The 23,886-nt window shown below is 63.8% G+C and carries 22 protein-coding genes; 13 read left to right on the plus strand and 9 right to left on the minus strand.

Annotation, left to right across the window (positions count from 1 at the left end):
* The first annotated feature begins 48 nt into the window (after window positions 1-48).
* The 7 genes from NHH73_11370 to NHH73_11400 all read left to right on the plus strand — a co-directional run bounded on the left by NHH73_11370 (window position 49) and on the right by NHH73_11400 (window position 5,356).
* A complete protein-coding gene (locus NHH73_11370; GenBank protein ID USX28840.1) occupies window positions 49-924 on the plus strand; it encodes a chemotaxis protein CheR in 876 nt (291 codons plus the stop codon).
* A gap of 3 nt (window positions 925-927) precedes the next feature.
* A complete protein-coding gene (gene cheD / locus NHH73_11375) occupies window positions 928-1,524 on the plus strand; it encodes a chemoreceptor glutamine deamidase CheD (GenBank protein USX28841.1) in 597 nt (198 codons plus the stop codon).
* 46 nt (window positions 1,525-1,570) lie between these two features.
* A complete protein-coding gene (locus NHH73_11380) occupies window positions 1,571-2,641 on the plus strand; it encodes a chemotaxis response regulator protein-glutamate methylesterase (protein USX28842.1) in 1,071 nt (356 codons plus the stop codon).
* Window positions 2,642-2,785: 144 nt separating this feature from the next.
* Complete coding sequence (gene cheY, locus NHH73_11385) at window positions 2,786-3,175, plus strand: chemotaxis response regulator CheY (GenBank protein USX28843.1); 390 nt, start codon at window positions 2,786-2,788, stop codon at window positions 3,173-3,175.
* A 93-nt stretch (window positions 3,176-3,268) separates the two neighbouring features.
* Window positions 3,269-4,486, plus strand: a complete 1,218-nt coding sequence (locus tag NHH73_11390) for an HDOD domain-containing protein (protein USX28844.1) — start codon at window positions 3,269-3,271, stop codon at window positions 4,484-4,486.
* Between the two features lie 54 nt (window positions 4,487-4,540).
* Window positions 4,541-4,963 (plus strand): hypothetical protein, encoded by a 423-nt coding sequence (locus tag NHH73_11395; protein USX28845.1) that lies wholly within the window; start codon window positions 4,541-4,543, stop codon window positions 4,961-4,963.
* Window positions 4,964-4,978: 15 nt separating this feature from the next.
* Window positions 4,979-5,356, plus strand: a complete 378-nt coding sequence (locus NHH73_11400; GenBank protein USX28846.1) for a CCDC90 family protein — start codon at window positions 4,979-4,981, stop codon at window positions 5,354-5,356.
* Here the strand turns inward: NHH73_11400 and panC are convergent.
* Genes panC through NHH73_11415 form a run of 3 tightly spaced genes read right to left on the minus strand, consistent with a single transcriptional unit; the run spans window position 5,353 to window position 7,391 of the window.
* Window positions 5,353-6,192, minus strand: coding sequence for a pantoate--beta-alanine ligase (panC, locus tag NHH73_11405; protein USX28847.1), 840 nt, complete (start codon window positions 6,190-6,192; stop codon window positions 5,353-5,355). The genes NHH73_11400 and panC overlap by 4 nt on opposite strands.
* Before the next feature lie 50 nt (window positions 6,193-6,242).
* Window positions 6,243-7,163, minus strand: a complete 921-nt coding sequence (locus tag NHH73_11410) for a segregation/condensation protein A (GenBank protein ID USX28848.1) — start codon at window positions 7,161-7,163, stop codon at window positions 6,243-6,245.
* Window positions 7,164-7,181: 18 nt separating this feature from the next.
* The gene (locus NHH73_11415; GenBank protein ID USX28849.1) at window positions 7,182-7,391 is read right to left on the minus strand and encodes a DUF3460 family protein; all 210 of its coding nucleotides are present in this window, start codon (window positions 7,389-7,391) and stop codon (window positions 7,182-7,184) included.
* Window positions 7,392-7,528: 137 nt separating this feature from the next.
* On the opposite strand from NHH73_11415, the gene NHH73_11420 reads away from it, so the two are divergent.
* A complete protein-coding gene (locus NHH73_11420) occupies window positions 7,529-8,431 on the plus strand; it encodes a DMT family transporter (protein USX28850.1) in 903 nt (300 codons plus the stop codon).
* Between the two features lie 16 nt (window positions 8,432-8,447).
* Here the strand turns inward: NHH73_11420 and NHH73_11425 are convergent, their stop codons facing one another.
* A complete protein-coding gene (locus NHH73_11425) occupies window positions 8,448-9,383 on the minus strand; it encodes a LysR family transcriptional regulator (GenBank protein ID USX28851.1) in 936 nt (311 codons plus the stop codon).
* A gap of 153 nt (window positions 9,384-9,536) precedes the next feature.
* Here NHH73_11425 and NHH73_11430 point away from each other — a divergent pair, with 153 nt between their 5' ends.
* The 4 genes from NHH73_11430 (at window position 9,537) to NHH73_11445 (ending at window position 16,427) form a co-directional block, all read left to right on the plus strand.
* Window positions 9,537-10,310 (plus strand): putative hydro-lyase, encoded by a 774-nt coding sequence (locus NHH73_11430; GenBank protein ID USX28852.1) that lies wholly within the window; start codon window positions 9,537-9,539, stop codon window positions 10,308-10,310.
* An 82-nt stretch (window positions 10,311-10,392) separates the two neighbouring features.
* A complete protein-coding gene (locus NHH73_11435) occupies window positions 10,393-11,670 on the plus strand; it encodes an MFS transporter (GenBank protein USX28853.1) in 1,278 nt (425 codons plus the stop codon).
* A gap of 44 nt (window positions 11,671-11,714) precedes the next feature.
* On the plus strand, window positions 11,715-15,338 hold the full coding sequence (locus NHH73_11440; protein ID USX28854.1) for a hydantoinase B/oxoprolinase family protein: 3,624 nt from the start codon (window positions 11,715-11,717) through the stop codon (window positions 15,336-15,338).
* Between the two features lie 24 nt (window positions 15,339-15,362).
* Window positions 15,363-16,427: a porin gene (locus NHH73_11445; protein USX28855.1), complete on the plus strand. Its 1,065-nt coding sequence runs from the start codon at window positions 15,363-15,365 to the stop codon at window positions 16,425-16,427.
* 55 nt (window positions 16,428-16,482) lie between these two features.
* Here NHH73_11445 and NHH73_11450 read toward each other — a convergent pair whose 3' ends face one another.
* The 5 genes from NHH73_11450 to metG all read right to left on the minus strand — a co-directional run bounded on the left by NHH73_11450 (window position 16,483) and on the right by metG (window position 22,633).
* Window positions 16,483-16,863, minus strand: a complete 381-nt coding sequence (locus tag NHH73_11450) for a hypothetical protein (GenBank protein USX28856.1) — start codon at window positions 16,861-16,863, stop codon at window positions 16,483-16,485.
* Window positions 16,864-17,009: 146 nt separating this feature from the next.
* Window positions 17,010-18,695 carry a PHB depolymerase family esterase gene (locus NHH73_11455; GenBank protein USX29613.1) on the minus strand — a complete coding sequence of 562 codons (1,686 nt, stop codon included), beginning with the start codon at window positions 18,693-18,695 and terminating at the stop codon, window positions 17,010-17,012.
* 628 nt (window positions 18,696-19,323) lie between these two features.
* A complete protein-coding gene (locus NHH73_11460) occupies window positions 19,324-19,833 on the minus strand; it encodes a hypothetical protein (GenBank protein USX28857.1) in 510 nt (169 codons plus the stop codon).
* A gap of 138 nt (window positions 19,834-19,971) precedes the next feature.
* Window positions 19,972-20,451: a GNAT family N-acetyltransferase gene (locus NHH73_11465; protein USX28858.1), complete on the minus strand. Its 480-nt coding sequence runs from the start codon at window positions 20,449-20,451 to the stop codon at window positions 19,972-19,974.
* A gap of 13 nt (window positions 20,452-20,464) precedes the next feature.
* Window positions 20,465-22,633: a methionine--tRNA ligase gene (gene metG / locus NHH73_11470; GenBank protein ID USX28859.1), complete on the minus strand. Its 2,169-nt coding sequence runs from the start codon at window positions 22,631-22,633 to the stop codon at window positions 20,465-20,467.
* Window positions 22,634-22,766: 133 nt separating this feature from the next.
* Between metG and apbC the strand changes: the two genes are divergently transcribed.
* Window positions 22,767-23,855, plus strand: coding sequence for an iron-sulfur cluster carrier protein ApbC (apbC, locus tag NHH73_11475; GenBank protein ID USX28860.1), 1,089 nt, complete (start codon window positions 22,767-22,769; stop codon window positions 23,853-23,855).
* Window positions 23,856-23,886: the final 31 nt, after the last annotated feature.

Here is a 23,886-nt window from a genome sequence, read left to right on the forward strand (position 1 = left end):
ATCTTAGTTCTAAAGACAGCATCAGCGCAGTAAACCAAGGAATACCCCATGCCGCATACTAAAGACACCGTCAAAGAGTTCGATTTCAACGCCAAGGATTTCGAACGTGTTCGCGGCCTCATCTACAAACGCGCCGGCATCTCGCTGGCCGACAGCAAGCAGGAAATGGTCTACAGCCGCCTGGCGCGGCGGCTGCGCGCCACCGGCATCGCCTCGTTCGCCAAATACCTCGACGACCTCGAGGCCGGCCGGCTGGGCGAGGAGTGGGAGTCGTTCACCAACGCGCTGACCACCAACCTGACGTCGTTCTTCCGCGAGGCGCATCACTTCCCGCTGCTGGCCGAGCATGTGAAGAACAAGCGCGAGCCGCTCACCATCTGGTGCTCGGCCGCCTCCACCGGCGAGGAACCGTACTCGATCGCGATGACCGTGTGCGAGGCGTTCAACACGCTGACGCCGAACTGCCACATCATCGCCACCGACATCGACACCAATGTGCTGGCCCACGCCGAAAACGGCGTCTACACCATGGACCGGCTCGACAAGATGTCGCCGGAACGCTCGCGCCGCTTTTTCCTTAAAGGCAAGGGCGACCGCGAGGGCATGGCGCGCGTGCGCCCCGAACTGCGCAATATGATCACGTTCAAGCCGCTCAACCTGCTGGCCGACGGCTGGCCGATCAGCGGCCAGTTCGACGTCATCTTTTGCCGCAACGTCATGATTTATTTCGACAAGCCGACCCAGCGCAAGATCCTGTCGCGCTTTGTCCCATTGATGAAGCCGGACGCCTTGCTCTTCGCGGGCCATTCGGAGAATTTCCTCTACGTGTCCGAGTCGCTCAAACTACGCGGCAAGACGGTGTACGAGTTGGACGATCAACACCGCGGCGCCGCTCCGAAAAGCGGCGCGACCAACACGAGATAACACATGGACTTAGAACAATTTGCCACGAACGTGTATTTCGACCGCACGTTCGATTGTGAAGCCGCCAAGATATTGCCCGGCGAGTATTACTTCACCAACAAGGATATGCTGATCGTCACCGTGCTCGGCTCGTGCGTGTCGGCCTGCATCCGCGACCGGGTCACCGGCCTGGGCGGCATGAACCACTTCATGCTGCCCGACGGCGGCGGCGACGGCAGCCCGGTCTCGGCCTCGGCGCGCTACGGCACCTACGCGATGGAGATATTGATCAACGACCTGCTCAAGGCCGGCGCCAAGCGCGAGAACATGGAAGCGAAAGTGTTCGGCGGCGGCGCCGTGCTCAAGGGCTTCACGGCGATCAATGTCGGCGAGCGCAACGCGGCCTTCGTGCTGAGCTTCCTCAAGACCGAGAAGATCCGCGTGGTGGCCGAGGACTTGAACGACATCCATCCGCGCAAGGTGTACTTCTTCCCGCGCACCGGCAAGGTGCTGGTCAAGAAGCTGATGCAAACCCATAACGACACCCTGGCCAAGCGCGAAATCGAATACGCCAGCCGCCTCAAGAAGGCGCCGGTCGGCGGCGAGATCGATCTGTTTTGATAGTCACCGCAGTAGATAGAGGGCCAGGCCCGGAAAGTAGTATTTTATGAAGATCAAAGTCCTCATCGTCGACGACTCCGCGCTGATCCGCAGTGTCATGAGCGAGATCATCAACAGCCAGGCCGACATGGAAGTGGTGGGCGTGGCGCCCGATCCGCTGGTCGCGCGCGAATTGATCAAGCAGACCAATCCCGACGTGCTCACGCTGGACGTCGAGATGCCGAAGATGGACGGCCTCGATTTCCTGGAAAAATTGATGCGTTTGCGCCCGATGCCGGTGGTGATGGTATCCTCGCTGACCGAGCGGGGCTCGGAAATCACGATGCGCGCGCTGGAGCTGGGCGCGGTCGATTTCGTCACCAAACCGAAAATCTCGATCCAGGCGGGCATGCGCGAGTACACCGACCTCATCACCGACAAGATCCGCGCCGCCGCCAAGGCCCGCGTGCGCGCGCGCGTGCTGCCCCAGCCCGGCGCCGAGGGCCAGGCGCCCTTGCCGCAGCTGCGCAACCCGCTGACGTCGTCGGAAAAACTGATCATCATCGGCGCCTCCACCGGCGGCACCGAGGCGATCCGCGAATTCCTGATGCAGATGCCGTCGGACTGCCCCGGCATCCTGATCGCGCAACACATGCCCGAAGGCTTCACCCGCTCGTTCGCCAAGCGGCTCGACAGCCTGTGCAAGATCTCGGTGCAGGAGGCGGCCGGCAACGAGCGGGTGCTGCCGGGCCACGCCTACATCGCGCCTGGCCACTCGCACCTGTACCTGACCCGCAGCGGCGCCAACTACATGACCCGCATCGACCAGGCCGATCCGGTCAACCGCCACCGGCCGTCGGTCGACGTGCTGTTCCGTTCGGCGGCGCAGGCGGCCGGCAAGAACGCGGTCGGCGTGATCCTGACCGGCATGGGCAAGGACGGCGCGGCCGGCATGCTGGAGATGCGCACCGCCGGGGCGTATAATTTCGCCCAGGACGAGGCCAGTTGCGTGGTGTTTGGCATGCCGCGCGAGGCGATCGCCGTGGGGGCCGCCCACGAGATCGGCGCGCTGCAGGCGCTGCCGGGCATGGTGCTGGGCCACTTGGCCGCGCATGGCGCGCGCGCCTTGCGGGTGTAATTGACAAGAACCGGCGCTAAATGTGTCGCCGGTGACGTATTACTGCTACTTTGTTCGCCTTAGAGCAACGAAAATGCTATCCTACAACTTGATGGAAATTGTAGGCATTATTCACAACCGCGTAGAGAATCAACGGAGTAATTCATGGCTGATCCAAAGATGAAATTTTTAGTTGTTGACGATTTTTCGACGATGCGCCGCATCGTCCGGAATCTGTTGAAAGAACTGGGTTATGCCAATGTCGACGAGGCGGAAGACGGCGTGATGGCGCTGGCGAAGCTGCGCGCCGAATCGTTCGACTTCGTCGTATCCGACTGGAACATGCCGAACATGGACGGTCTGACGATGTTGCAGAACATTCGTGCCGACCCGGCGCTGGCCAAGCTGCCGGTGCTGATGGTGACTGCCGAGGCGAAGAAGGAAAACATCATCGCCGCCGCCCAGGCCGGCGCCAACGGTTATGTGGTCAAACCGTTCACGGCCGCCACGCTGGACGAGAAACTGAACAAGATCTTCGAAAAACTCGGCGCTTGATGATGGTTTAAGCAGCAAGGCGGCGCCGTCACGGCGCTGTCCCGCCCGTAGTCCGCGCTTGGCGCGCGGCCGCGGGGTTCACCCCTCATAGCCATGCACCAGACCAATTTCCTCGTTCGTGAGCCGTTGTTGGATGCCAAGCAGCGGGTGGTCGGCTATGAATTGTCCTGGCAGCAACAGCGCGCCGCGCCGGCGTCGACGCCGGCCGATCTGGAGTTGCTGGTTGATTTCGTCGCCGCCCAAATGGTCGACGAGGACAACGGCGGCAACTGGCTGCTGCGCGACAAAATCCTCTTTTTAGAAGCCGTGCCGGCGATGCTGTCGACCGATGCGTTGCATCGCCTGCCGCCGGAGCGCACGGTGCTGTCGCTCAAGGCGGCCGCGCTGGCCAATCCCGATACGCTGGCGGCGGTGCAGGCGCTGCGCGCCGGCGGTGTCGGCATCCTGTTGCGCGAGGCCGACCTGGCGCGCAGCGGGGCCCGCTTGCCGACCCTTGCTTCGTACGTCGAGGTGCGCTTTTCCGGCACCGACGTCGCCACCCAGGCGCGCACCTACGCCGCCTTCAAGCAATCGACGGTGGGCATGATCGCCCGGCCGGTCAGCAACTGGGCCGACTTCGACGCCTGCGCCGCGCTGGGGTTGAACGCCTTCGTCGGCAAGCTGCACCTGACGCCACGCACCAGCTCGCTTTCGGGCGGCATGAATCCGGCGCAGACCATCATCATGCAGCTGATGCAGATGGTGCGGCAGAACGCCGATGTCGGCCAGATCGAAACCGTCCTCAAGCATGACGCCACCGTGTCGTACAAGCTGCTGCGCTTCATCAACTCCGCCGGTTTTGGCGCGGGGCGCGAGGTGCAGTCGATCCGGCAGGCGCTGGCGTTGCTGGGTTATACGCCGCTGTACCGCTGGCTGACTTTGCTGTTGGCGACGGCCAGCACGTCCGGCTATTCGCCGGTGCTGCTGGAGACGGCGGTGGTGCGCGGACGCCTGGCCGAGCTGCTGGGGCAGGCCGCACTGGGCAAGAGCGAGGCCGAGAATATCTTCGTCGCCGGCATGTTCTCGCTGCTGGACCGGCTGCTGGGCATCAGCATGAAAGAGGTGCTCGCCAACATTCAGTTGTCGGACGATGTAGTCACGGCATTGCTGACGCGCGGCGGCAAATACGGACCCTATCTGGCGCTGGCAGAGGCTTGCGAGCTCAATTCCGACCTGGTCGCCTCGCTGGCGGCGACGCTCAAGCTGAGTCCGGAAGACGTCAACACCGCGCACCTGTCGGCGCTGGCATGGGCGCAAAGCGTGGCCGCGTAGCGCTCTTTAAGCTGGCGCAAACGCGGGCTTGATATCTTTAGTGCGCGCGTTGACATGGCCGCGCCGCAGGTCGAAGATAAACGGATGAACGCGAACTCCGACAAGGATTACATCGATGCCAAGAGCGACGCCATCCGTGCCGGAATGGATGGGCGGCTGGGTGCGTTCGAGGCGAATGTGAATGCGAAATTTGCCGAGGTAAGTGGGAAATTCGCCGAGGTGAGTGGTAAATTCGCGGCCGTGGACGCGAGCTTAGCCCAAGTGAGGACTGAAATTAAAGAGTCGGCCGAGCGCGTGACTTTCCAGATGGTCAAATGGATGGTCGGCATATTCATCGCCACGCTGACTATTTTCTTCAGCTCGATGGTGTTTTTGCTGAATACCGCGATTCCAAAGTTGCAAGCCCAACCGATGCAGACGGTACAGCCCATTGTCATCCAGTTGCCACCAATGCCGGTGGCGCCTGCCCGACCTTGATAAACGGTGCCGACAATGAACGCCAATTCAGAAAAAGATTATATCGATGCCAAAATCGAGTCGGTCCGGGCCGGTATGGGCGGCAGGCTCGACGCGTTCGAGGCAAATGTGAATGGCCGATTCGCGGAGACAAACGCTAAGATCGATCAACTCGGCGCGGATCTGCGCAAGGAAATTGCGGAATCCAGCGCGCGGATGGTGCAATGGATGGTCGGTATCTTTCTCGCGTCCATGGCTATCTTCATCACGGTAATGACCTTCGTGCTGAACAACGCCGTGCCCAAAGCGGCGCGTGCCGCGCCGCCGCTTCAGCCGATGGCGCCGGTGATCATCCATCTTTCACCGCAGGGTGTGACCACCGCGCCGCCCCCGGCGGTCCAGCCCCAGCCTTAAATCTCCAGATTGTCGATCAGGCGGGTCGAGCCCAGCTTGGCGGCGGCCAGCACCACCAGCGGCGCGCCTTGCGCCAGGTCGCCGGCGCTCGGCGGCTGCAAATCGCTGCGCTTGCGGATCGACACGTAGTCCGGCTTCCAGCCGCGCTTGGCCAAATCCTCCATCGCCTTGTGCTCGACCTGGAAGATGTCCAGGTGGCCGGCGCGCATTTCGTTGGCCACGTAGTTCAGGCTTTGGAACAGCGCCGGCGCCTCCGCCCGCTCCGCTTCCGACAAATACATATTGCGCGACGACAGCGCCAGGCCATCGTCGGCGCGGTAGGTTTCGGCGCCGATGATCTCGGTCGGCAGCGCGAACTGGCGCGCCATGTTGCGCACCATCATCAGCTGCTGGTAATCCTTTTTGCCGAACACGGCCACCTTCGGCTGCACGCACGAAAACAGCTTGAGCACGATGGTGGTCACGCCGGTAAAGAAGCCCGGACGGAATTCGCCTTCGAGCGTGTTTCCCAGGTCGGCTGGCGGATTGACGCGGAACTCCTGCGGCTCCGGATACAAGTCCTTCTCGGTCGGCGCGAACAGCACATAGACGCCTTCCTTCTCCAGCTTCTCGACGTCGGCCTGGAAGGTGCGCGGATACTTGTCGAAGTCCTCGTTGGGGCCGAACTGCAGGCGGTTGACGAAGATCGATGCGACCACCGGATCGCCATGCTTGCGCGCCAGGCGCATCAGCGACAGGTGGCCCTCGTGCAGGTTGCCCATGGTCGGGACGAAGGCGGTGCGCAGTTGACCGCTCAGTTGGTCGCGCAGTTCTTCAATGGTGGTGATGATTTTCATAACATGTTCGCTATCAGCGTAAAAGGGAATTCGGTTAGCGCGGGCCGGGTTCAGGCGGGCGAATAGGCCAGGCGCACGTAGATGGGGGCGAACGGCTCGGCCTGGGTGATCTCGATCAGCGTCTCCTTGGCCAGCTCGAGCAGCGCGACAAAGTTCACCACCACCACCGGCACGCCGCCGGCGATGTCGAACAGGTCGGCGAACTCGACGAAACGGCTCGATTGCAGGCGCCGCAGGATGCCGGTCATGTGCTCGCGCACGGACAGCTCCTCGCGGCTGATCTTGTGGTGCTGGGTCAGCTTGGCGCGCTTGATCACGTCCAGCCAGGCCTGCTGCAGGTCGATCGGCGCCACCTCCGGCCAGGTCGGCACCAGGCTTTGCTCGATGAAGATCTGGGTGCGCACGAAATCGCGGTCGACCTGCGGGATCGCGTTCAGGTCGTAGGCGGCCAGCTTGATCTGCTCGTATTCCAGCAGGCGGCGGACCAGCTCGGCGCGCGGGTCGTCGTGTTCGATCTCCAGGTCCGACGGCCGCTGCGGCAACAGCATGCGCGACTTGATCTCGATCAGCATCGCCGCCATCAGCAGGTACTCGGCGGCCAGCTCCAGGTTCGACAGGCGGATCTGGTCGACATACTTCAGGTATTGCAGCGTCAGCTGCGCCATCGGAATGTCGAGGATGTTGAAGTTTTGCTTGCGGATCAGGTAGAGCAGCAGATCGAGCGGCCCTTCGAAGGCGTCGAGGAAGATTTCCAGCGCGTCCGGCGGAATGTACAGATCGTTGGGCAGCTTGAGCAGCGGCTCGCCGTAGAGGCGGGCGAGGGCGGCCACTTCCGATGTCACGGCGGCGGCCGCTTCGGCGACCTCCGGCGACACGGGGGCTTCCGCAGCGGCGTCGCCGTCGGCGGTTACCGCCGGCGGCGGGGTTGGCGCCTCGCCGGCCGGCTGTTCAGCCGTATCGTCTGGCAACATCCGTGCCGCCCCAAGTCCTTAGACTTTGTTCTGGTAGACGTAAGCTTGTTGCTTGACGGCCGACTCGAGCTGGCGTTCCTGCTCGTCGAGCGACAGCGGCGCCTTGTCCCACAGCAGCGCGCGGCCCAGACGTTGTCCTTCTTCGATCGCCGGATTCTTTTCCTTCAGCGACTTGATGAACAAGGTGTGGTCGGATTCGTACATCGAATGTTGTTTAGAGAATTTCATATAGTCCAAGTGAGTGGCTCAGCAATGGGTATTTTACCGCGACGCGGCACCGACGCGGTAATTCTATCGCCGCCGGCCACGCAAAGTGGCGGAATCGGGTATGCTCAAAGGGCTAATGTTGCAAAGATATAACTAAAATGACCGCACGCCTGAGCCCCAAAACCATCTTCCTGCTGACCCTGCCACCGCTGCTGTGGGCCGGCAACGCCATAGTCGGCCGCCTGGTGCACGACATGTTGCCGCCGGTGTTATTGAATTTCCTGCGCTGGGCGATCGCCCTGCTGATCCTGCTGCCGCTGGCCGGCCCGGTGTTCCGCCGTGACAGCGCGCTGTGGCGTCATTGGAAGCAGTACGCCTTGTTGGGATTGATGGGCATTGGGCTGTACAACACCTTTCAATACATGGCCCTGCAAAGCTCGACGCCGATCAACGTCACCCTGGTCGCCTCGGGATTGCCGGTATGGATGATGCTGACGGGCCGGCTGTTCTTCGGCGTGCCGGTCACTGGGCGCCAGATGGCCGGCGCGGCGCTGTCGATCGCCGGCGTGCTGGTGGTGCTGGCGCGCGGAGAGTGGCGGCACGTGCTCGAGCTGCGGCTGGTGGCGGGCGATTTGTTCATGATCCTGGCCACCATCGCCTGGTCGTTCTACAGCTGGATGCTGATGCGCACCCGGGAGCCGGCGGCGATCCGCGCCAACTGGGCCAGCTTCCTGGCGGCGCAGGTGGCGTTCGGCGCGCTGTGGTCGGGCGGTTTCGCGCTGGGCGAGCAGTGGCTGGGGGCGATTCCCGTGCAGTGGAGCTGGTGGCTGGCCGCCGCGTTATTGTATGTCGCGATTTTCCCGGCGGTGATCGCGTTCCGCTGCTGGGGCGAGGGCGTGCAGCGCGCCGGGCCGGCCATCGGCGCATTCTTCGTCAATCTGACGCCGTTGTTTACCGCGCTGCTGTCGTCGGCCTTTCTGGGCGAGGCGCCGCATGCCTACCACGCGATGGCGTTCGTGCTGATCGTCGCCGGCATTGTGACCTCGGCGCGCAAGGGTTAGCCGGCGTGGCCGGGAGTCAGCCGAGCGATTTGATGTAGCGCGGATCGACCTGCGCGCAGTAGGTGGCGCAGGCGTGGCGGGCGGCGTTGGCCGCCGCGTGCACCAGCATTTCGGCGTTGGTGTGGAAGCACAGCGAGACGATGATCGATGGCGGCTCCGGCTGCACCGGCAGTTCGATGAATTCGCCGCTCTCCAACGACGACACCACGAACAGGCTGGGAATCGCCGCCACGCCATAGCCATCCTTCACCAACTGGACGATCGCCGCCACCGACGGCGAACAGGTGATGCGCGTCTGCTCCAGCGGAATCATCGCCAGGTTGGCCATCTTACTGACGATTTCCTCCAGCGCGCGCTGCGGCGCGGTGCCGCGTCCGAAGGTCAGGATCGGCAGCTGCAGCAAGCGCTGGTTCAAGCCCTCCTTGCGCGTGTCGAGCAGCCCGCGGCGCGCGATCCAGTGCAGCGGATAGACCGCCAGCGCCTCCGACACGATGTCGTTGCTCTCCACGCCCTCGACCTGTATCACCAGATCGAGCTCGCGCGCCCGCAGCCGGCGCTCCAGCACATTGCTGATATCGACCGCCAGATCGACTTCAAGCTCCGGATACAACACATTGAGCTGCCGGATGTACTGCGCCAGCCAGCTGTGGACCACCGATTCGATCACGCCGAGACGCAAACGGCCGCGCACCGCACTATCTTTGTGCGCCGCCGCCTGCAGCCTGCGGGTGGCGTCGACCACCGCTTTCGCGTGCCCCAGCAGGTACTCGGCGTTGGCCGTCAGCCGGAAGTCCTTGCAGCTCCGATCGATCAACTCCGTCTGCAATTCCTCCTCTAGCGACTTGATGCGCAACGAGATCGCGGCCGGCGTGGCATGCAGCGCGCGGGCCGTGGCGCGGAAGCTGCGCAGCTGCGCCAGCGCGACAAAGGTTTCGAGGAATCGGGTATTCATGGAACAAGAATACCTTAACCGTATGCACCGGGATAGCGCACAGCGATAAGAAAAACTATACAACAACAGCAAAAATAACTAGATAGCATGAAGGCATATTCAAGTTTATTCTGAACTCATGCAGTTTTTATACGACTAGTGAGCGAAACGACCATGACTCCTCTTGAACTCCGACACAAAGTCCGCAGCGGCGAATTCCGCTTGCCCACTGCGGGATATTGCGGCGACTACGCCCAAGCCAACCTGGTGATCCTGCCGCAGGCGCACGCCGACGCCTTTTTGCTTTTCTGCCAGCGCAACCAGCGCGCCTGTCCGCTGCTGGCGGTCGGCGAACCCGGTCAGTGGAATGTCGCCAGCCTCGGCGCCGACATGGACCTGCGCAGCGACACGCCCGGCTACAACGTCTACCGCGATGGTGTGCTGTCGGCGCAAACGGCCGCGCTGCACGACCTCTGGCGCGACGATCTGGTGGTGTTCGCGATCGGCTGTTCATTCTCGTTCGAACAGATGCTGATGGACGCCGGCATCCCGCTGCGCCACATCGCGCAGCGCCGCAACGTCGCCATGTACCGCACCAATATTCGCAACCGGGCCGCCGGCCCGTTCGGCGGCGAGATGGTGGTGTCGATGCGGCCGATGAAGGCGGCCGACGCCATCCGCGCGATCCAGATCACCAGCCGCTTCCCGGCCGTCCACGGCGCGCCGATCCATCTGGGCGATCCCGCGCTGATCGGCATCGCCAACCTCGCTCAACCCGACTATGGCGACGCGGTCGAGGTGATGCCCGACGAGATCCCGGTTTTCTGGCCGTGCGGCGTCACGCCGCAGGAGGCCATACGCCACGCGCGCATGCCGCTGGTGATCACCCACCAGCCGGGCTACATGCTGGTGACGGACATACGCAACGCCTCGCTAGCCGCATTCTGACTTAAACAACATGGCAAGTCCCCGCTATCGGGTCCGCACAGGCACCCGGGGGACCGCCGCATTCTAAAAAAGGGAGAGCACGATGAACACAAAAGTAGCCAGCACCAGCCAGCCGGAAGGATATTTCGCCTGGTTCCACGCCTTGACCAGCAAGGAGCGCCGCACCTTCTGGAGCTGCAAGATCGGTTATGCGCTCGACGCGATGGACACGCAGTTCCTCAGCTTCGTGATCCCGACCCTGATCGCCACCTGGGGCCTGTCCAAGGGCGACGCCGGCTTGATCGGCACCGTCACCTTGCTCACCTCCGCCGCCGGCGGCTGGATCGCCGGCATCATGTCGGACCGTATCGGCCGCGTCAAGACGCTGCAGATCACCATCCTGTGGTTCGCCTTCTTCACCGTGTTGTGCGGCTTCGCGCAGAACTTCGAGCAGCTGCTGTGGGCGCGCGGCCTGATGGGCTTTGGCATGGGCGGCGAGTGGACCGCCGGCGCCATCCTGATCGGCGAGGTGATACGCGCCAAGGACCGCGGCAAGGCGGTCGGCATGGTGCAGGCGGGATGGGCGCTCGGCTGGGGCATGTCGGCCTTGCTGTATGCGTTGATGTTCTCGCTGCTGCCGCCGGAATGGGCATGGCGCTCGCTGTTCCTGCTGGGGATACTGCCGGCGCTGTTCGTGATCTTCATCCGCCGCTTCGTCGATGAACCGGAGGTCTTCATCGCCGAGCAAAACAAGGTGCGGGTGAACAGCGAGGAGCGCGTCAAGTTCACCGCCATCTTCGCGCCGAAGATGCTCAGCGTGACCATTCGCGCCGTGCTGCTGACCACCGGCGCCCAGGGCGGCTACTACGCCATCACCACCTGGCTGCCGACCTTCCTCAAGACCGAGCGCCATCTGACGGTGCTGGGCACCGGCGGCTACCTGGCGATGGTGATCGTCGGCTCGTACGTCGGCTACATCGTCAGCGCCTTCCTGACCGACTACCTGGGCCGCAAGAAGAATTTCATCCTGTTCGCCACCGGCTCGATGTGCATCGCCCTGGCCTATACCCGGCTGCCGGTGACCGACAGCGTGATGCTGTTCCTGGGATTCCCGCTCGGCTTCTGCGTCTCCGGCGTTTTCAGCGGCATGGGCGCTTTCCTGACCGAGTTGTTCCCGACCTCGATGCGCGGCTCCGGCCAGGGCTTCAGCTACAACATGGGCCGCGCCATCGGCTCGCTGTTCCCGCTGATGATCGGCTTGAGCAGCAACTCCATGGCGCTGGGCGAGGCGATCGGCGTCTTCGCCGGCACCGCTTACGGCGTGATGATCCTGGCGGCGCTGACGCTGCCCGAAACCGCCGGCAAAAAGCTCGAATCCTGACCCATAAGCTGATTTCACCGTACAAAAGATCAAAAGGCATCGACATGAAAAACGACATTCCAACCCAAAAAATGCTGTGGCAATTCTGGGTCGACCGTGGCGGCACCTTCACCGACATCGTCGCCCGCCGTCCGGATGGCAAGCTGGTGACCCACAAACTGCTGTCCGAATACCCGGAGCGCTACGACGATGCGGTCACCCAGGGCATGCGCGACATGCTGGGCTTGCAGACCGGCGATCCGCTGCCGTCCGACCGGATCGAAGTGATCAAGATGGGCACCACCGTCGCCACCAACGCGCTGTTGGAGCGCAAGGGCGCGCGCACGGCCCTGGCCATCACGCGCGGTTTCGCCGACCAGCTGCGCATCGGCTATCAGGACCGCCCGAACATCTTCGCCATGCACATCGAATTGCCGGACCTGATCTACGAGGAAGTGATCGAGATCGATGAGCGCGTCGGCGCCCATGGCGACGTGCTGCAAGCGCCGGACGAGGCGCGGCTGCGCGCACAGTTCGCCGCGCTGCGCGAAAAGGGCATCGCCGCCATCGCCATCGTCCTGATGCACGCCTACCGCTATCCCCGGCACGAGCTGCGCCTGCAAGCGCTGGCCGAGGAGGCGGGCTTCACGCAGATCTCGGTCAGCCACCAGGTCAGCCCATTGATGAAGATCGTCGGCCGTGGCGACACCACGGTGGTCGACGCCTACCTGTCGCCGGTGCTGCGCGACTACGTCTCCCGCGTGTCGGCCGACACGGGAGACACGCGCATCATGTTCATGCAGTCGAACGGCGGCCTGACCGACGCCGGCCGCTTCCAGGGCAAGGACGCGATCCTGTCCGGCCCGGCCGGCGGCATCGTCGGCGCCGTCAAGAGCTGCGAGGCGATCGGCCTGAAACAGGTGATCGGCTTCGACATGGGCGGCACCTCGACCGACGTCGCCCACTACGACGGCGCCTACGAGCGCGTGTTCGAAACCGTGGTGGCCGGCGTGCGGGTACGCGCGCCGATGATGCACATCCATACCGTGGCGGCGGGCGGCGGCTCGATTTGCAGCTTCGAGAACGGCCGCTTCAAGGTGGGGCCGGAATCGGCCGGCGCCAATCCTGGACCGGCCAGCTACCGCAAAGGCGGCCCGCTGACCGTCACCGACTGTAACGTCATGCTGGGCCGCATCCAGCCGGAGCACTTCCCGCACGTCTTCGGCCCGAATGGCGACCTGCCGCTGGACCGCGACGTGGTGGTGCGCGCCTTTGGCGAACTGGCAGCGAAGATCGAACGCGAAACCGGCACGCGCCTGTCGCCATCGGCCGTCGCCGATGGCTTCCTGGCGGTCGCCGTCGATAATATGGCGCAGGCGATCAAGTCGATCTCGGTGGAGCGCGGCTATGACGTCAGCCGCTACGCCATGTGCTGCTTCGGCGGCGCCGGCGGCCAGCACGCGTGCCGCGTGGCCGACGTGCTGGGCATGACCAAGATCGCCATCCATCCGTTCGCCGGCGTGCTGTCGGCCTTCGGCATGGGACTGGCCGACATCCGGGCCATGCGCGAGGGCGCCGTCGAGCAGCCGCTGACCGCCGCCACGCTGGCGGCGCTGCAACCGCAATTGGCGGAACTGGCGCGCCAGGCCCACGCCGACCTGCTGGTGCAGCAGGTGGCGCCGGACGATATCCGGGTCGAGCTGTGCGCGCGCCTCAAGTACCAGGACAGCGACTCGGCCTTTGTCATCGCGCTGGCCGGCGTCGAGGAGATGGCGGAGGCGTTCGCGGTGCTGTATCGCGGACGCTTCGGCTTCGTCATGGAAGGCCAGCCGCTGGTGATCGAATCGGTGTCGGCGGAGGCCATCGGGGCCGGCGACGGCGCCGACTTCGTCATCGAGGTGCCGGCCTCTGTTGCCGCCGATACCGGCTCCGGCCGCGTCTACAGCTACGTCGACGGCCAGACCGTGCCGATCGCGCTGCACGTGCGCGCCGAACTGGCGGTCGGCAGCCGCGTGGCCGGCCCGGCGCTGATCCGCGAGGAGATCGCCACCACCGTGGTCGATGCCGGCTGGAGCGCCAGCGTGCTGCCGGACCGCACCTTGCTGCTGGAGCGCAGCGGCGCCGCCGGCAGCGCCCACAAGATGACCACCGCCGCCCATCCAATCCACCTGGAGATCTTCAACAACCTGTTCATGGCCATCGCGCGCCAGATGGGCACCACGCTGGAGAACACCGCCTACTCGGTCAACATGAAGGAGCGGCTGGACTTCTCCTGCGCGATCTTCGACCGCGACGGCAATTTGATCGCCAACGCGCCGCACATCCCGGTCCATCTGGGGTCGATGAGCGACAGCGTGTTGTGCGTGATCCGCCAGCACGCCAAGACCATGGCGCCGGGCGACGCCTATGTGCTCAACGTGCCATACAACGGCGGCACCCACCTGCCGGATATCACCGTGGTGTGCCCGGTGTACGGCGAGACCGGCTGGGGCGCGCCGCTGTTCTACGTCGCCGCGCGCGGCCACCACGGCGATGTCGGCGGCATCACGCCCGGCTCGATGCCGCCCAATAGCACCACCATCGAGGAGGAGGGTGTTTTGCTCGACAACGTCAAGATCGTCGACAAGGGCGTGTTCCTCGAGCCGCTGGTGCGGGGCCTGTTCGCCGCCGGTCCCTGGCCGAGCCGTAATATCGACCAGAACATCTCCGACTTGATCGCCCAGCTGGGCGCCTGCGAGACCGGCGCTAACGAACTGCTGAAGGCCGTGTCGACCTATGGCGAAGACGTGGTGCTGGCCTACATGGGCCACGTGCAGGACAACGCCGAGGCGGCGGTGCGCAAGGCCATCATCGGCTTGCGCGACGCCAGCTTCGCCTACGAGATGGACGACGGCGCGGTGGTCAAGGTCAAGCTGACCATCGACCATTTCAGCGGCGGCGCGATCGTCGACTTCAGCGGCACCAGCGGGCAGCGGCCGACCAACTTCAACGCGCCGCTGTCGGTGTGCAAGGCGGCGGTGTTGTACGTGTTCCGTACCTTGATCGACAGCGACATCCCGATGAACGAGGGCGTGCTCAAACCGCTCAAGCTGATCATCCCGGAAGGTTCGATGCTCAATCCGCGCTATCCGGCCGCCGTGGTGGCCGGCAACGTGGAAGTGTCGCAGACCGTCACCGACGCGCTGTATGGCGCATTGGGCGTGATGTCGGCGTCGCAGGGCACGATGAACAACTTCACCTTCGGGAACGACGAGCACCAGTACTACGAAACCATCGCCGGCGGCTCCGGCGCAGGGCCCGGTTTCAACGGCACGGCGGCGGTGCAGACGCATATGACCAACTCGCGCATGACCGATCCGGAGGTGCTGGAGTGGCGCTTCCCGGTGCTGGTCGAGACGCACGCGATCCGGCGCGGCAGCGGCGGCGCGGGCAAACACCACGGCGGCGACGGCGCGCTGCGGCGCATCCGCTTCCTCGAGGCGATGACCGCCAACATCCTGGCGGGCCACCGCCGCGTCGCGCCGTTCGGGCTTGAGGGCGCGCAGCCGGGGGCACTGGGACGCAACTGGGTCGAGCGCGGCGACGGCGCTATCGAGGAATTCGGCGCCACCCACACCACGGACATGCAAACCGGCGACGTCTTTGCCATTGAAACGCCGGGTGGCGGCGGCTTCGGTTCAAAACAATAACGAGTCAATCATAGGGAGTCCACAATGAAAAAAACCATGCTGGCGCTGATGCTCGGTGCATCGGCGGCGACGGCAGTCGCCCAATCGAATGTGACGGTGTACGGCATCGTCGACATGGCGCTGGTGCGCGAAAGCGGCGGCATCGCCACCACCACCAAACTGACCAGCGGCGTCGAGGCGGGATCGCGGCTCGGCTTCAAGGGCACGGAGGATCTGGGCGGCGGCATGTCGGCCGTCTTCCTGCTGGAGAACGGCTTCCAGTCCGATACCGGGGCAATGGGGCAAGGCGGCCTGCTGTTCGGGCGCCAGGCCTACGTCGGCCTTCAGACCCGATCTGGCACGATCACCCTGGGGCGCCAGTACACGCCGCAGTATCTGGCCGTGGCCACGGTCGATCCGTTCGGCTCCGGCACGGCGGGCGACACCAAGAACCTGATGGCGTCGACCGGCAACAGCGCCAGCCGCATGGACAACGCGATCAAGTATGTGTCACCGGCGTTTGGCGGGGTCACGGTGGAATTGGTGTATGGTGCTGGCGAAGTATCCGGCGACAGCGCGGCCGGCCGCCAATTGGGCGGATCGCTGATCTACAATCGCGGCGCGTTCACCATGCGGCTGGCGACGCACCATCGCGACAACGATACGGCCACGCTGAAAAACACCAGCGCCGCCAATAATACGGTGCTGACGGCGTTGTACGACGCCGGCTTCATGAAGCTGCACGGCGCCTACGGCATCGACAAGGGTTTGAACAGCGCGCTGCCGCGCAACCTGGCCAATCCGTTCGGCTACGCGGTCGCGCCCACGCCGAGCACCGACAGCGACGTGATGCTGCTCGGCGTGACGGTGCCGCGGGGGAGTGGGGTTTGGCTGGCGTCGTACATCCGCAAAAACGACAAGACCAACTTCAATCAAGACGCGCAGCAGTTCGCTGGCGGGTATCGCTACTACCTGTCGAAGCGCACCGATTTGTACGGGGTGTACGCTTACATCCGCAACAAGAACGGCGCCGGATACACGGTGGGCAGCGCCATCGAAGGCGGGACGGGCAACCGGGGCGTCAACCTCGGCATCCGCCACGTTTTTTAACAGCGGTGGGGGATGGCCGGACAATGCCGGCCATCCCCACGTGCCGTCACGCACATTAGCGTTTGATGGTTTTGGTATCGCAGCCCTCGGCGCTTGCGGTGCCGCTATGCGTCGGCGCGGTCGCGTGGCCGTCGGTATGGCCCTGGGCGCAATCGGCGTTCACTTTGGACTGCTGCATCGCCTTGTCGGTCTTGCGCTGGGCGTTGCGCGGCGTCGCGGTGTTTTGGGTGTTGCTGTTGTTTTGCATGGCGGTCGCGTTTTGCTCGCCACTGTTATTGGTGCTCTGGCCCACGGTGGGCGTGCCGGTGTTGCTGGTGCCCGCGGCCGTGGCGGACTGGCCGGTTGGCGTGGTGGACTGGCCGGTCGGCTGGGTCTGCGCGAACACGCTCGCGCTCATGCACATTGCGGCAATCATGACGGTCAATTTGGTGTTCATGGGTGACTCCTCGTTATTCGTTGAATGGAGACCCATTTTTTCACAGCAAGCTGAGCTCTTGCGTAGGACGATTCCTCGCGTCATGGTCGGAATCGACGCGTCAAAAATGCCGTCCCGCATGCTGCTGCGGGACGGCAAGTTAATGCTTATGGGCAGCTACCGACGATATAGTAGCCAGGACCGGTTTGCGCCAGCGTCCGCGTGTAAAAGATGCTGTACAAGCCCAGCACTTGGTCCGACCCGTTGGCCAGCGCATAGCCTGCGACCTGGTGCGCGCGGCCGGCCTTCACATGCGCGTAGTTGTTAGCGGTAACCGTCGTGCACGCAAAGCCGGAAGGCGTGGTGACGCTCACCGGCGCCGACAGCGCGCTCTCGCCGTCCGGACCGACCGCCGAGACGGTAAAGCTGTACGTGGTGCCGGCGGTCAGGCCGGTGGCGCTGTAGGTCAGCGTGGTCACCGGCGTGGCCGTCACCTTGACGCCGTTGCGGTAGACGTTGTAGCCGGTGGCGCCGTTGACGGCGTTCCAGCTCAGCGGTACTGCGGTGGCGCTCGGGCTACCGGCGCTCAGGCCCGACGGCGTCGACAAGGTCGGTGCATTGCCAACCAGGAATTGCGGAACCGCGCAGGCGGCGGACGTCTGGCCGAGGGTGTCGGTGGCGGTGACGGTGCCGCTGTAGTAGCCGTTGCTCAGGTTATACGTCTTGCTGAAGCTCGGGCCGCTGCCTGCCGCGTTGTCGTTGACCGCGGTCGGTCCGCTCAATGCCACGGTGTAATTCGTCACGCTGCCGGGCGAGGTGGCCGCACCGGTGATGGTGGCGCTGGTGGCGCTGATGACGTTGGCGGAGCAAGCGGTGACGGTCGGGCCGGCGACCGTCGAGACGCGCATGTTGTTCTTGTACCAGAAATCCATGACGAATTCCGGGTAGTCGACTTTGGTGGCGTCAACGTAGTTCATGTTCTGGCCGCCAGCGCCCGCCGGCCACGAATGGCCCATGCCGGTCACGGTGATTTCGTGCGTGCGCACCTTGCCGTTGCTGTCGCGGTATTGGATGTTGCTGCCGCCGCCAGGCACCGTCGTTGCCGCGTCCGCCTTGAAGGTGCCGCCATACACCTGGCGCATCGCCGCCGCGCCCAGCGGGCCGTAGGCCTGCCCCACGGTGTAATCCATGGTGCCCCAGATGGTGCCGGCAATTTGCGTGGAGAACTTGCTGGCGCTGCTGCCGGCCATCGCCTTGCATTTGCCGGCGGCCGTTGCGGCGGTATAGCCCGACGGTACGGCGCCGATCTGCAGGGTCGTGGTGCCAGGTGTGGGGCCGGCGTTGATGCCGATACCAGCGAACACATCCGGCGCCAGGCAGCCCAGCGCCATCGTCTCGCCGCCGCCCGAGGACAGGCCGGTCACATACACCTGGTTGGGGTCGATCGCGTATTTCGGATCGGCGACAAAGCGGTTGACGACGTCGAGCAGGACCGCGTCGTGGCCGCTGGTGCGGTTGTGGTTGGTGCTGGCGTAGTCCCAGCAATGGTTCGCGTAGACGTTGCCGGGGGCGTTGGGCGCGATGACGACGGCGCCGTATTTGTCCGCCACCGCCTTCCAGTTGTAGCCGCCGTCGGTGCCGCTGTTGATGACGTCGTTGGTGGCGGTTTGCTGGCAGCCGTGCAGCACCAGCACCAGCGCCCGTTTGCCGGCCAGGGTCGGTTGCGATGCGGGCCAATAGAAGTAGCCGGTCAGTTGCCCGCCATTGACGGTGTCGTTGGCCCAGCTTTGCTGGCTGCTCCATGTGCCGGGCCCGGCCGTAGCGGCATGGGCCATGCAGGCGGACCCCAGCATAATGGTGGCGGCGAGTGCCTGCGATACCAAGCGTTTGATGTTGATTGCCATGATTCCGTGTCTCCGTTATGTAAGTAATTCCCGCATCCGATGAGGTCGGGTGAAGAAAATAGTAGTGCAAAAAAATCGGCTTACAAGCACCCCAGTATTTCTACTGTTGTGTCCGTGATTCGCTTCTGCGAGCGATGTAAGATAGCGAGGTCAGACCCACGCGCGCGCCCCCGCCGCAAGCCGGTACGGCAGCGTTCGCTAGACTTTCGCGTGGGAGGGGATGACTATCGAAATGATGGTGAAACCGCGTCCGGCGACACCTGCATCACGATGAATTCGCCGCTTTTGCGCAAACGACATCGTCGCCACGCATGCCCGGCCTCGCTTCTCTCTACAGCTTTGACATAGATCAAAAGAATTTAGTTCCGCGAGAAAATGGTGTCGATGCACATTTTTTTGGGCGGCGCGCGGCGCATGCGTTCGCGGCGCCTCGTCAGGGACCTGACTTGTTGGAGTTAGTGCGGAAGCGCGACCTTCATGGCTCGGCGGAGATGCGTGTTAGCGGGTTGTTGCAGCCCGCCAGTCATGGCGGGCCATAAGGCAAAAAATCAAGTTTGATGGCCTTTCGTTACGCGCCTCAACGGCTGCGTGAAGTCTCGCTCTGATCCGACTTGTTTTTGTTTTTAGACTGTTGCTGTTTGCTGCGGGTCGACGAGGTGGTGCCGTCCTGGCGGCCGCTGCCGCTTGTGCCGCTGGCGCTGCTACCGCTGCTGCCGCTGCCCGAGCCGCTGGCGCTGCCGCTGCCGTACTGGTCGGTGCTGGACGAACCGCCCGTCGAGCCGGATTGTCCCGTGGTCGAGCCGCCCGACTGGCTGCCGGTCATGCCGCCGCTGCCGGCCGACTGGCTGCCGGCCGAGCCGCTGCCGGTGCCCGATTGCGTGCCGCTGCCGCTGCCGGTGCTGCTGCCGCCGCTGCCGGTCTGGCCGCTGGTGCCGCCGGTGCCGCCGGCGCCGCCGCTGCTACCGGTGGTGCTGGTGCCACCCGTGCCGCTGGTGCCGGTCTGGCCGCTGCTGCCTGCGCCGGTTTGCGCCACGGCCGCCGCGCTCATCAGGATTGCGATGGTCAACGCTGCAAATTTGGTTTTCATGTTTGCTCCTCATTTAGGTTTTAGGAGTCTTCATTTTTTCACAAGGGGGCGGCGAAGCGAGTAGGAGAGTCGCTTGCGCAGAGGTCGGATTTGTGGAAGCCGCTTTGCGAGCAAACGCTGTAATGATTGGAAGAAAATTCAGTAGCGCAACGAGCGGCGCATCACCAGCGGCGGGGTTTCCATCGGATTGGCATGCGAATACTCGAGCTCTTCCGCCAGTTCGAATTCGTAGGCGGCGTAAAAGTCGATCAGCTTGGGCTGATCGGCACGCACCGCCAGGCGAACCTCTTCCACGCCGCAGGCCAGGCCGTGATGGATCACGGCTTCGAGCAGGTGCTGCGACAAGTTGCTGCCCCGGTAGCGCGGCAGCACGCCCATGCGGCAGATTTCCCAGACGTCCGGGTCGGCGTCGAGCGGCAGCCAGCGCACCGAGCCTACGGGCTCGTCGTCGACCAATAAAACAAAACCGCCGCCGTCGCGCAGATGGTCTGCAACGACGACGGCGGTTTCGCGGTGTCCGCTGGAGGTGACGCTGACCTTGCCGGCCCACGCGGCGCGCGTGAGCTCGGCAATCAGTTTGGCATCTTCTTCCGTCGCTTCACGCACTACGATGTTCATGCCTGGACTGTCCTTAACGGATGCGCATGCCTGGCTCGGCGCCCGGCCACGGATTCAAAATATAGATGCCCGGATTGGCCTTCTCGTCGGCCGCCGAGGCCGCCAGCACCATGCCTTCGGACACGCCGAACTTCATTTTGCGCGGCGCCAGGTTGGCGACCAGCACGGTCAGCTTGCCGACCAGCTCTTCCGGCTTGTACATCGACTTGATGCCGGAGAAAACGTTGCGGTGGCGGCCTTCGCCGACGTCCAGGGTCAGGCGCAGCAGCTTGTCGGAACCGTCGACGTGTTCGCAGTGGACGATTTTGGCGATGCGCAGATCGATCTTGACGAAGTCGTCGATCTTGATCTCCGGCGCCAGTTCCTCGATGCCGGTGGCGGGCGCCGGGGCGGCCGCGGCGCCGGCGGCGGCAGGCGCCGAGGCGGTAACAGCGGCGGTGGCAGCGGCAGGGGCGGCGGCGTCCGGTTTCGGGGCGTCGAACAGCTCTTCGATCATCTTGGCGTCGACGCGGGTCATCAGGTGGCTGTAGGCGCCGATGGTACGGCCCAGCATGGCTTGCGAGACGGCGCCGCTGGCGACATCGGTATCGGCCCACACCAGCTTTTCGTCGTTGAGGAACTTGGCGACGTTGGCGGCCACACCCGGCAGCACCGGCGACAGCAGTATCGTCAGCTGGCGGAACAGGATCAGCGCGGCGGTGCAGACGTCGTGCAGCTCTGCAATCTTGGCTTCATCCTTGGCCAGGATCCACGGCTTGTTCTCGTCGACATACTGGTTGGTGATGTCGGCGATTTCCATGATTTCGCGCAACGCCTTGCCGAACTCGCGCGCCTCGAAATTGGCGGCGATGCTGGCCTGGCGTTCAACGCCCTCGGCCGTCACCAGCGCGCGCTTGATCCAGCCCTGCGCGCCCTCGGACAGCGAGCCGGCCAGCTTGCCGTCGAATTTCTTGGCGATGAAGCCGGCGCAGCGGCTGGCGATGTTGACGTACTTGCCGATCAGGTCGCTATTGACGCGGGCGACGAAGTCTTCGCCGGTGAAGTCCAGGTCTTCCACCTTCGAGTTGAGCTTGAAGGCGATGTAGTAGCGCAGCCATTCCGGATTCATGCCCAGGTTCAAATAGCGCAGCGGCGAAATGCCGGTGCCGCGCGATTTGGACATTTTTTCGTTGTTGACCGTCAGGTGGCCGTGCACGTTGACCTTGAGCTTGTCGATCACCGGATGGCCGGCGAACTTCAGCATCGCCGGCCAGAACAGCAGGTGGAAGGAGACGATGTCCTTGCCGATGAAGTGGATCTGCTCGGTGGCCGGGTCGTTCAACAGTGCGTTGAAGTCGATGCCCTGCTTCTCGCAATAGTTTTTCAGGCTGGCCAGGTAGCCGACCGGCGCGTCCAGCCAGACGTAGAAGAACTTGCCCGGCGCGTCCGGAATCGGGATGCCGAAGTAGGGCGCGTCGCGCGAGATGTCCCAGTCGGCCAGCTTCTCGCCGGACTCGCCCAGCCATTCGCTGACCTTGTTGACCATTTCCGGCTGTAAACGGCCGGGCGTGTTCAGCCAGTCCTTGAGGAATTCATAGCAGCGCGGATCGGACAGTTTGAAGAAATACTGTTCCGAATCCTTCAGGACCGGCGTGGCGTTGGTGAACACCGAGAACGGATTGATCAGTTCGGTCGGCTGGTAGGCCGCGCCGCACACTTCGCAGTTGTCGCCGTACTGGTCCTTGGCGTGGCAGACCGGGCACTCGCCCTTGATGTTGCGGTCGGCCAGGAACATGCCTTTGACCGGGTCGTAGAAGCGCGGCACGATCTTGGTCTGGATCAGGCCGGCGTCGCGCAGCTTGCGGTAGATGCCTTGCGACAACTCCACGTTTTCCGGCGAGTCGGTCGAGTACCAGTTGTCGAAGGCGATGTGGAAGCCGTCGAGGTACTGGGCGCGGCCGGCGGCGATCTTGGCGACGAATTCCTGCGGCGTGATGCCTTCCTTTTCGGCGGCGATCATGATCGGCGTGCCGTGGGTGTCGTCGGCGCCGACAAAGTGCACCGTGCGCGGCAGATCGCCATCGCGCTGCATTCGCTGGAACCGGACCCAGATGTCGGCCTGGATGTACTCCATCATGTGGCCAATATGGAAAGCGGCGTTTGCGTAGGGCAGGGCAGTGGTGACGAACAGCTTGCGGGTCATGGTTGATGCACTTTGTGGGTGGAAAAGGAGCATTTTAACAGTGGAAGCGGCAAGCGGTCACTCCGGCAATGGGGCGCGGCCGGTAATTATGGCGCGATGCGCTAAAATGGTCGCACATTTCACGGAGAGTCACATGAGCATTACTGTAGAAGACGTCAAGGCGGCGCTGTCCAAAATCATTGATCCAAATACAACGAAAGATTACGTCAGCGGCAAGGCCGTCAAGAATTTGAAGGTCGACAACGGCGATATCTCCCTCGATATCGAGCTCGGCTATCCGGCCAGGAGCCAGGTCGACAGCATCCGCGCCAGCGTCATCGCCGGCCTGAAGGCGGTGCCGGGCGCGGGCAACATCAGCGTCGGCGTGTCGACCAAGGTCATCCCGCACACGGTGCAGCGCGGCTTGAAGCTCATGCCGAATGTGAAAAACATCATTGCCGTAGCCTCCGGCAAGGGCGGCGTCGGCAAATCGACCACCGCCGTCAACCTGGCGCTGGCGCTGGCCGCCGAGGGCGCCTCGGTCGGCCTGCTCGACGCCGACATCTACGGCCCGTCGCAGCCGATGATGCTGGGCGTGTCGGGCCGTCCGGAAACCAAGGACGGCAAATCGATGGAGCCGCTGGAAAACCATGGCGTGCAAGTGTCGTCGATCGGCTTCCTGATCGATCCGGACGAGCCGATGGTGTGGCGCGGCCCGATGGTCACGCAGGCGCTGCAGCAGTTGCTGGAGCAGACCAACTGGCGCGACCTGGATTATTTGATCGTCGACATGCCGCCCGGCACCGGCGACATCCAGCTGACCTTGTCGCAAAAGGTGCCGGTCACCGGCGCCGTGATCGTCACCACGCCGCAGGACATCGCCTTGCTGGACGCGCGCAAGGGCCTGAAGATGTTCGAGAAGGTCGGCATTCCGATCCTCGGCATCGTCGAGAACATGAGCACGCACATTTGCTCGAACTGCGGCCATGCGGAGGAAATCTTCGGCGCCGGCGGCGGCGCCAAGATGTGCAAGGACTTCAATGTCGAGTTCCTCGGCGCGCTGCCGCTGACGATGGCGATCCGCGAGCAGGCCGATTCCGGCAAGCCGACGGTGGTGGCCGATCCGGACGGCCAGGTCGCCGCCATCTATAAAGACATCGCCCGCAAGATCGCGGTGCAAGTGTCCGAGAAGGCCAAGGACATGACCAGCAAGTTCCCGAGCATCGTCATCAAGAACGATTAAGGCGGCGACGAGGTAAAATAGCTGCTTTTAC

The organism is Oxalobacteraceae bacterium OTU3CINTB1 (assembly GCA_024123955.1).
In the GTDB taxonomy this organism is placed as follows: Bacteria; Pseudomonadota; Gammaproteobacteria; order Burkholderiales; family Burkholderiaceae_D; genus Rugamonas.

Excerpts from the sequence above, each read along its gene's own strand:
- NHH73_11450 (USX28856.1), bottom strand. The coding sequence starts at position 16,863 with ATGAACACCAAATTGACCGTCATGATTGCCGCAATGTGCATGAGCGCG.
- NHH73_11445 (USX28855.1), top strand. The coding sequence starts at position 15,363 with ATGAAAAAAACCATGCTGGCGCTGATGCTCGGTGCATCGGCGGCGACG.
- cheY (USX28843.1), top strand. The coding sequence starts at position 2,786 with ATGGCTGATCCAAAGATGAAATTTTTAGTTGTTGACGATTTTTCGACG.
- NHH73_11420 (USX28850.1), top strand. The coding sequence starts at position 7,529 with ATGACCGCACGCCTGAGCCCCAAAACCATCTTCCTGCTGACCCTGCCA.
- NHH73_11400 (USX28846.1), top strand. The coding sequence starts at position 4,979 with ATGAACGCCAATTCAGAAAAAGATTATATCGATGCCAAAATCGAGTCG.
- NHH73_11370 (USX28840.1), top strand. The coding sequence starts at position 49 with ATGCCGCATACTAAAGACACCGTCAAAGAGTTCGATTTCAACGCCAAG.
- metG (USX28859.1), bottom strand. The coding sequence starts at position 22,633 with ATGACCCGCAAGCTGTTCGTCACCACTGCCCTGCCCTACGCAAACGCC.
- NHH73_11435 (USX28853.1), top strand. The coding sequence starts at position 10,393 with ATGAACACAAAAGTAGCCAGCACCAGCCAGCCGGAAGGATATTTCGCC.
- cheD (USX28841.1), top strand. The coding sequence starts at position 928 with ATGGACTTAGAACAATTTGCCACGAACGTGTATTTCGACCGCACGTTC.
- NHH73_11390 (USX28844.1), top strand. The coding sequence starts at position 3,269 with ATGCACCAGACCAATTTCCTCGTTCGTGAGCCGTTGTTGGATGCCAAG.
- NHH73_11415 (USX28849.1), bottom strand. The coding sequence starts at position 7,391 with ATGAAATTCTCTAAACAACATTCGATGTACGAATCCGACCACACCTTG.
- panC (USX28847.1), bottom strand. The coding sequence starts at position 6,192 with ATGAAAATCATCACCACCATTGAAGAACTGCGCGACCAACTGAGCGGT.
- NHH73_11465 (USX28858.1), bottom strand. The coding sequence starts at position 20,451 with ATGAACATCGTAGTGCGTGAAGCGACGGAAGAAGATGCCAAACTGATT.
- NHH73_11380 (USX28842.1), top strand. The coding sequence starts at position 1,571 with ATGAAGATCAAAGTCCTCATCGTCGACGACTCCGCGCTGATCCGCAGT.
- NHH73_11440 (USX28854.1), top strand. The coding sequence starts at position 11,715 with ATGAAAAACGACATTCCAACCCAAAAAATGCTGTGGCAATTCTGGGTC.
- NHH73_11425 (USX28851.1), bottom strand. The coding sequence starts at position 9,383 with ATGAATACCCGATTCCTCGAAACCTTTGTCGCGCTGGCGCAGCTGCGC.
- apbC (USX28860.1), top strand. The coding sequence starts at position 22,767 with ATGAGCATTACTGTAGAAGACGTCAAGGCGGCGCTGTCCAAAATCATT.
- NHH73_11410 (USX28848.1), bottom strand. The coding sequence starts at position 7,163 with ATGTTGCCAGACGATACGGCTGAACAGCCGGCCGGCGAGGCGCCAACC.
- NHH73_11395 (USX28845.1), top strand. The coding sequence starts at position 4,541 with ATGGCCGCGCCGCAGGTCGAAGATAAACGGATGAACGCGAACTCCGAC.
- NHH73_11430 (USX28852.1), top strand. The coding sequence starts at position 9,537 with ATGACTCCTCTTGAACTCCGACACAAAGTCCGCAGCGGCGAATTCCGC.
- NHH73_11460 (USX28857.1), bottom strand. The coding sequence starts at position 19,833 with ATGAAAACCAAATTTGCAGCGTTGACCATCGCAATCCTGATGAGCGCG.
- NHH73_11455 (USX29613.1), bottom strand. The coding sequence starts at position 18,695 with ATGCTGGGGTCCGCCTGCATGGCCCATGCCGCTACGGCCGGGCCCGGC.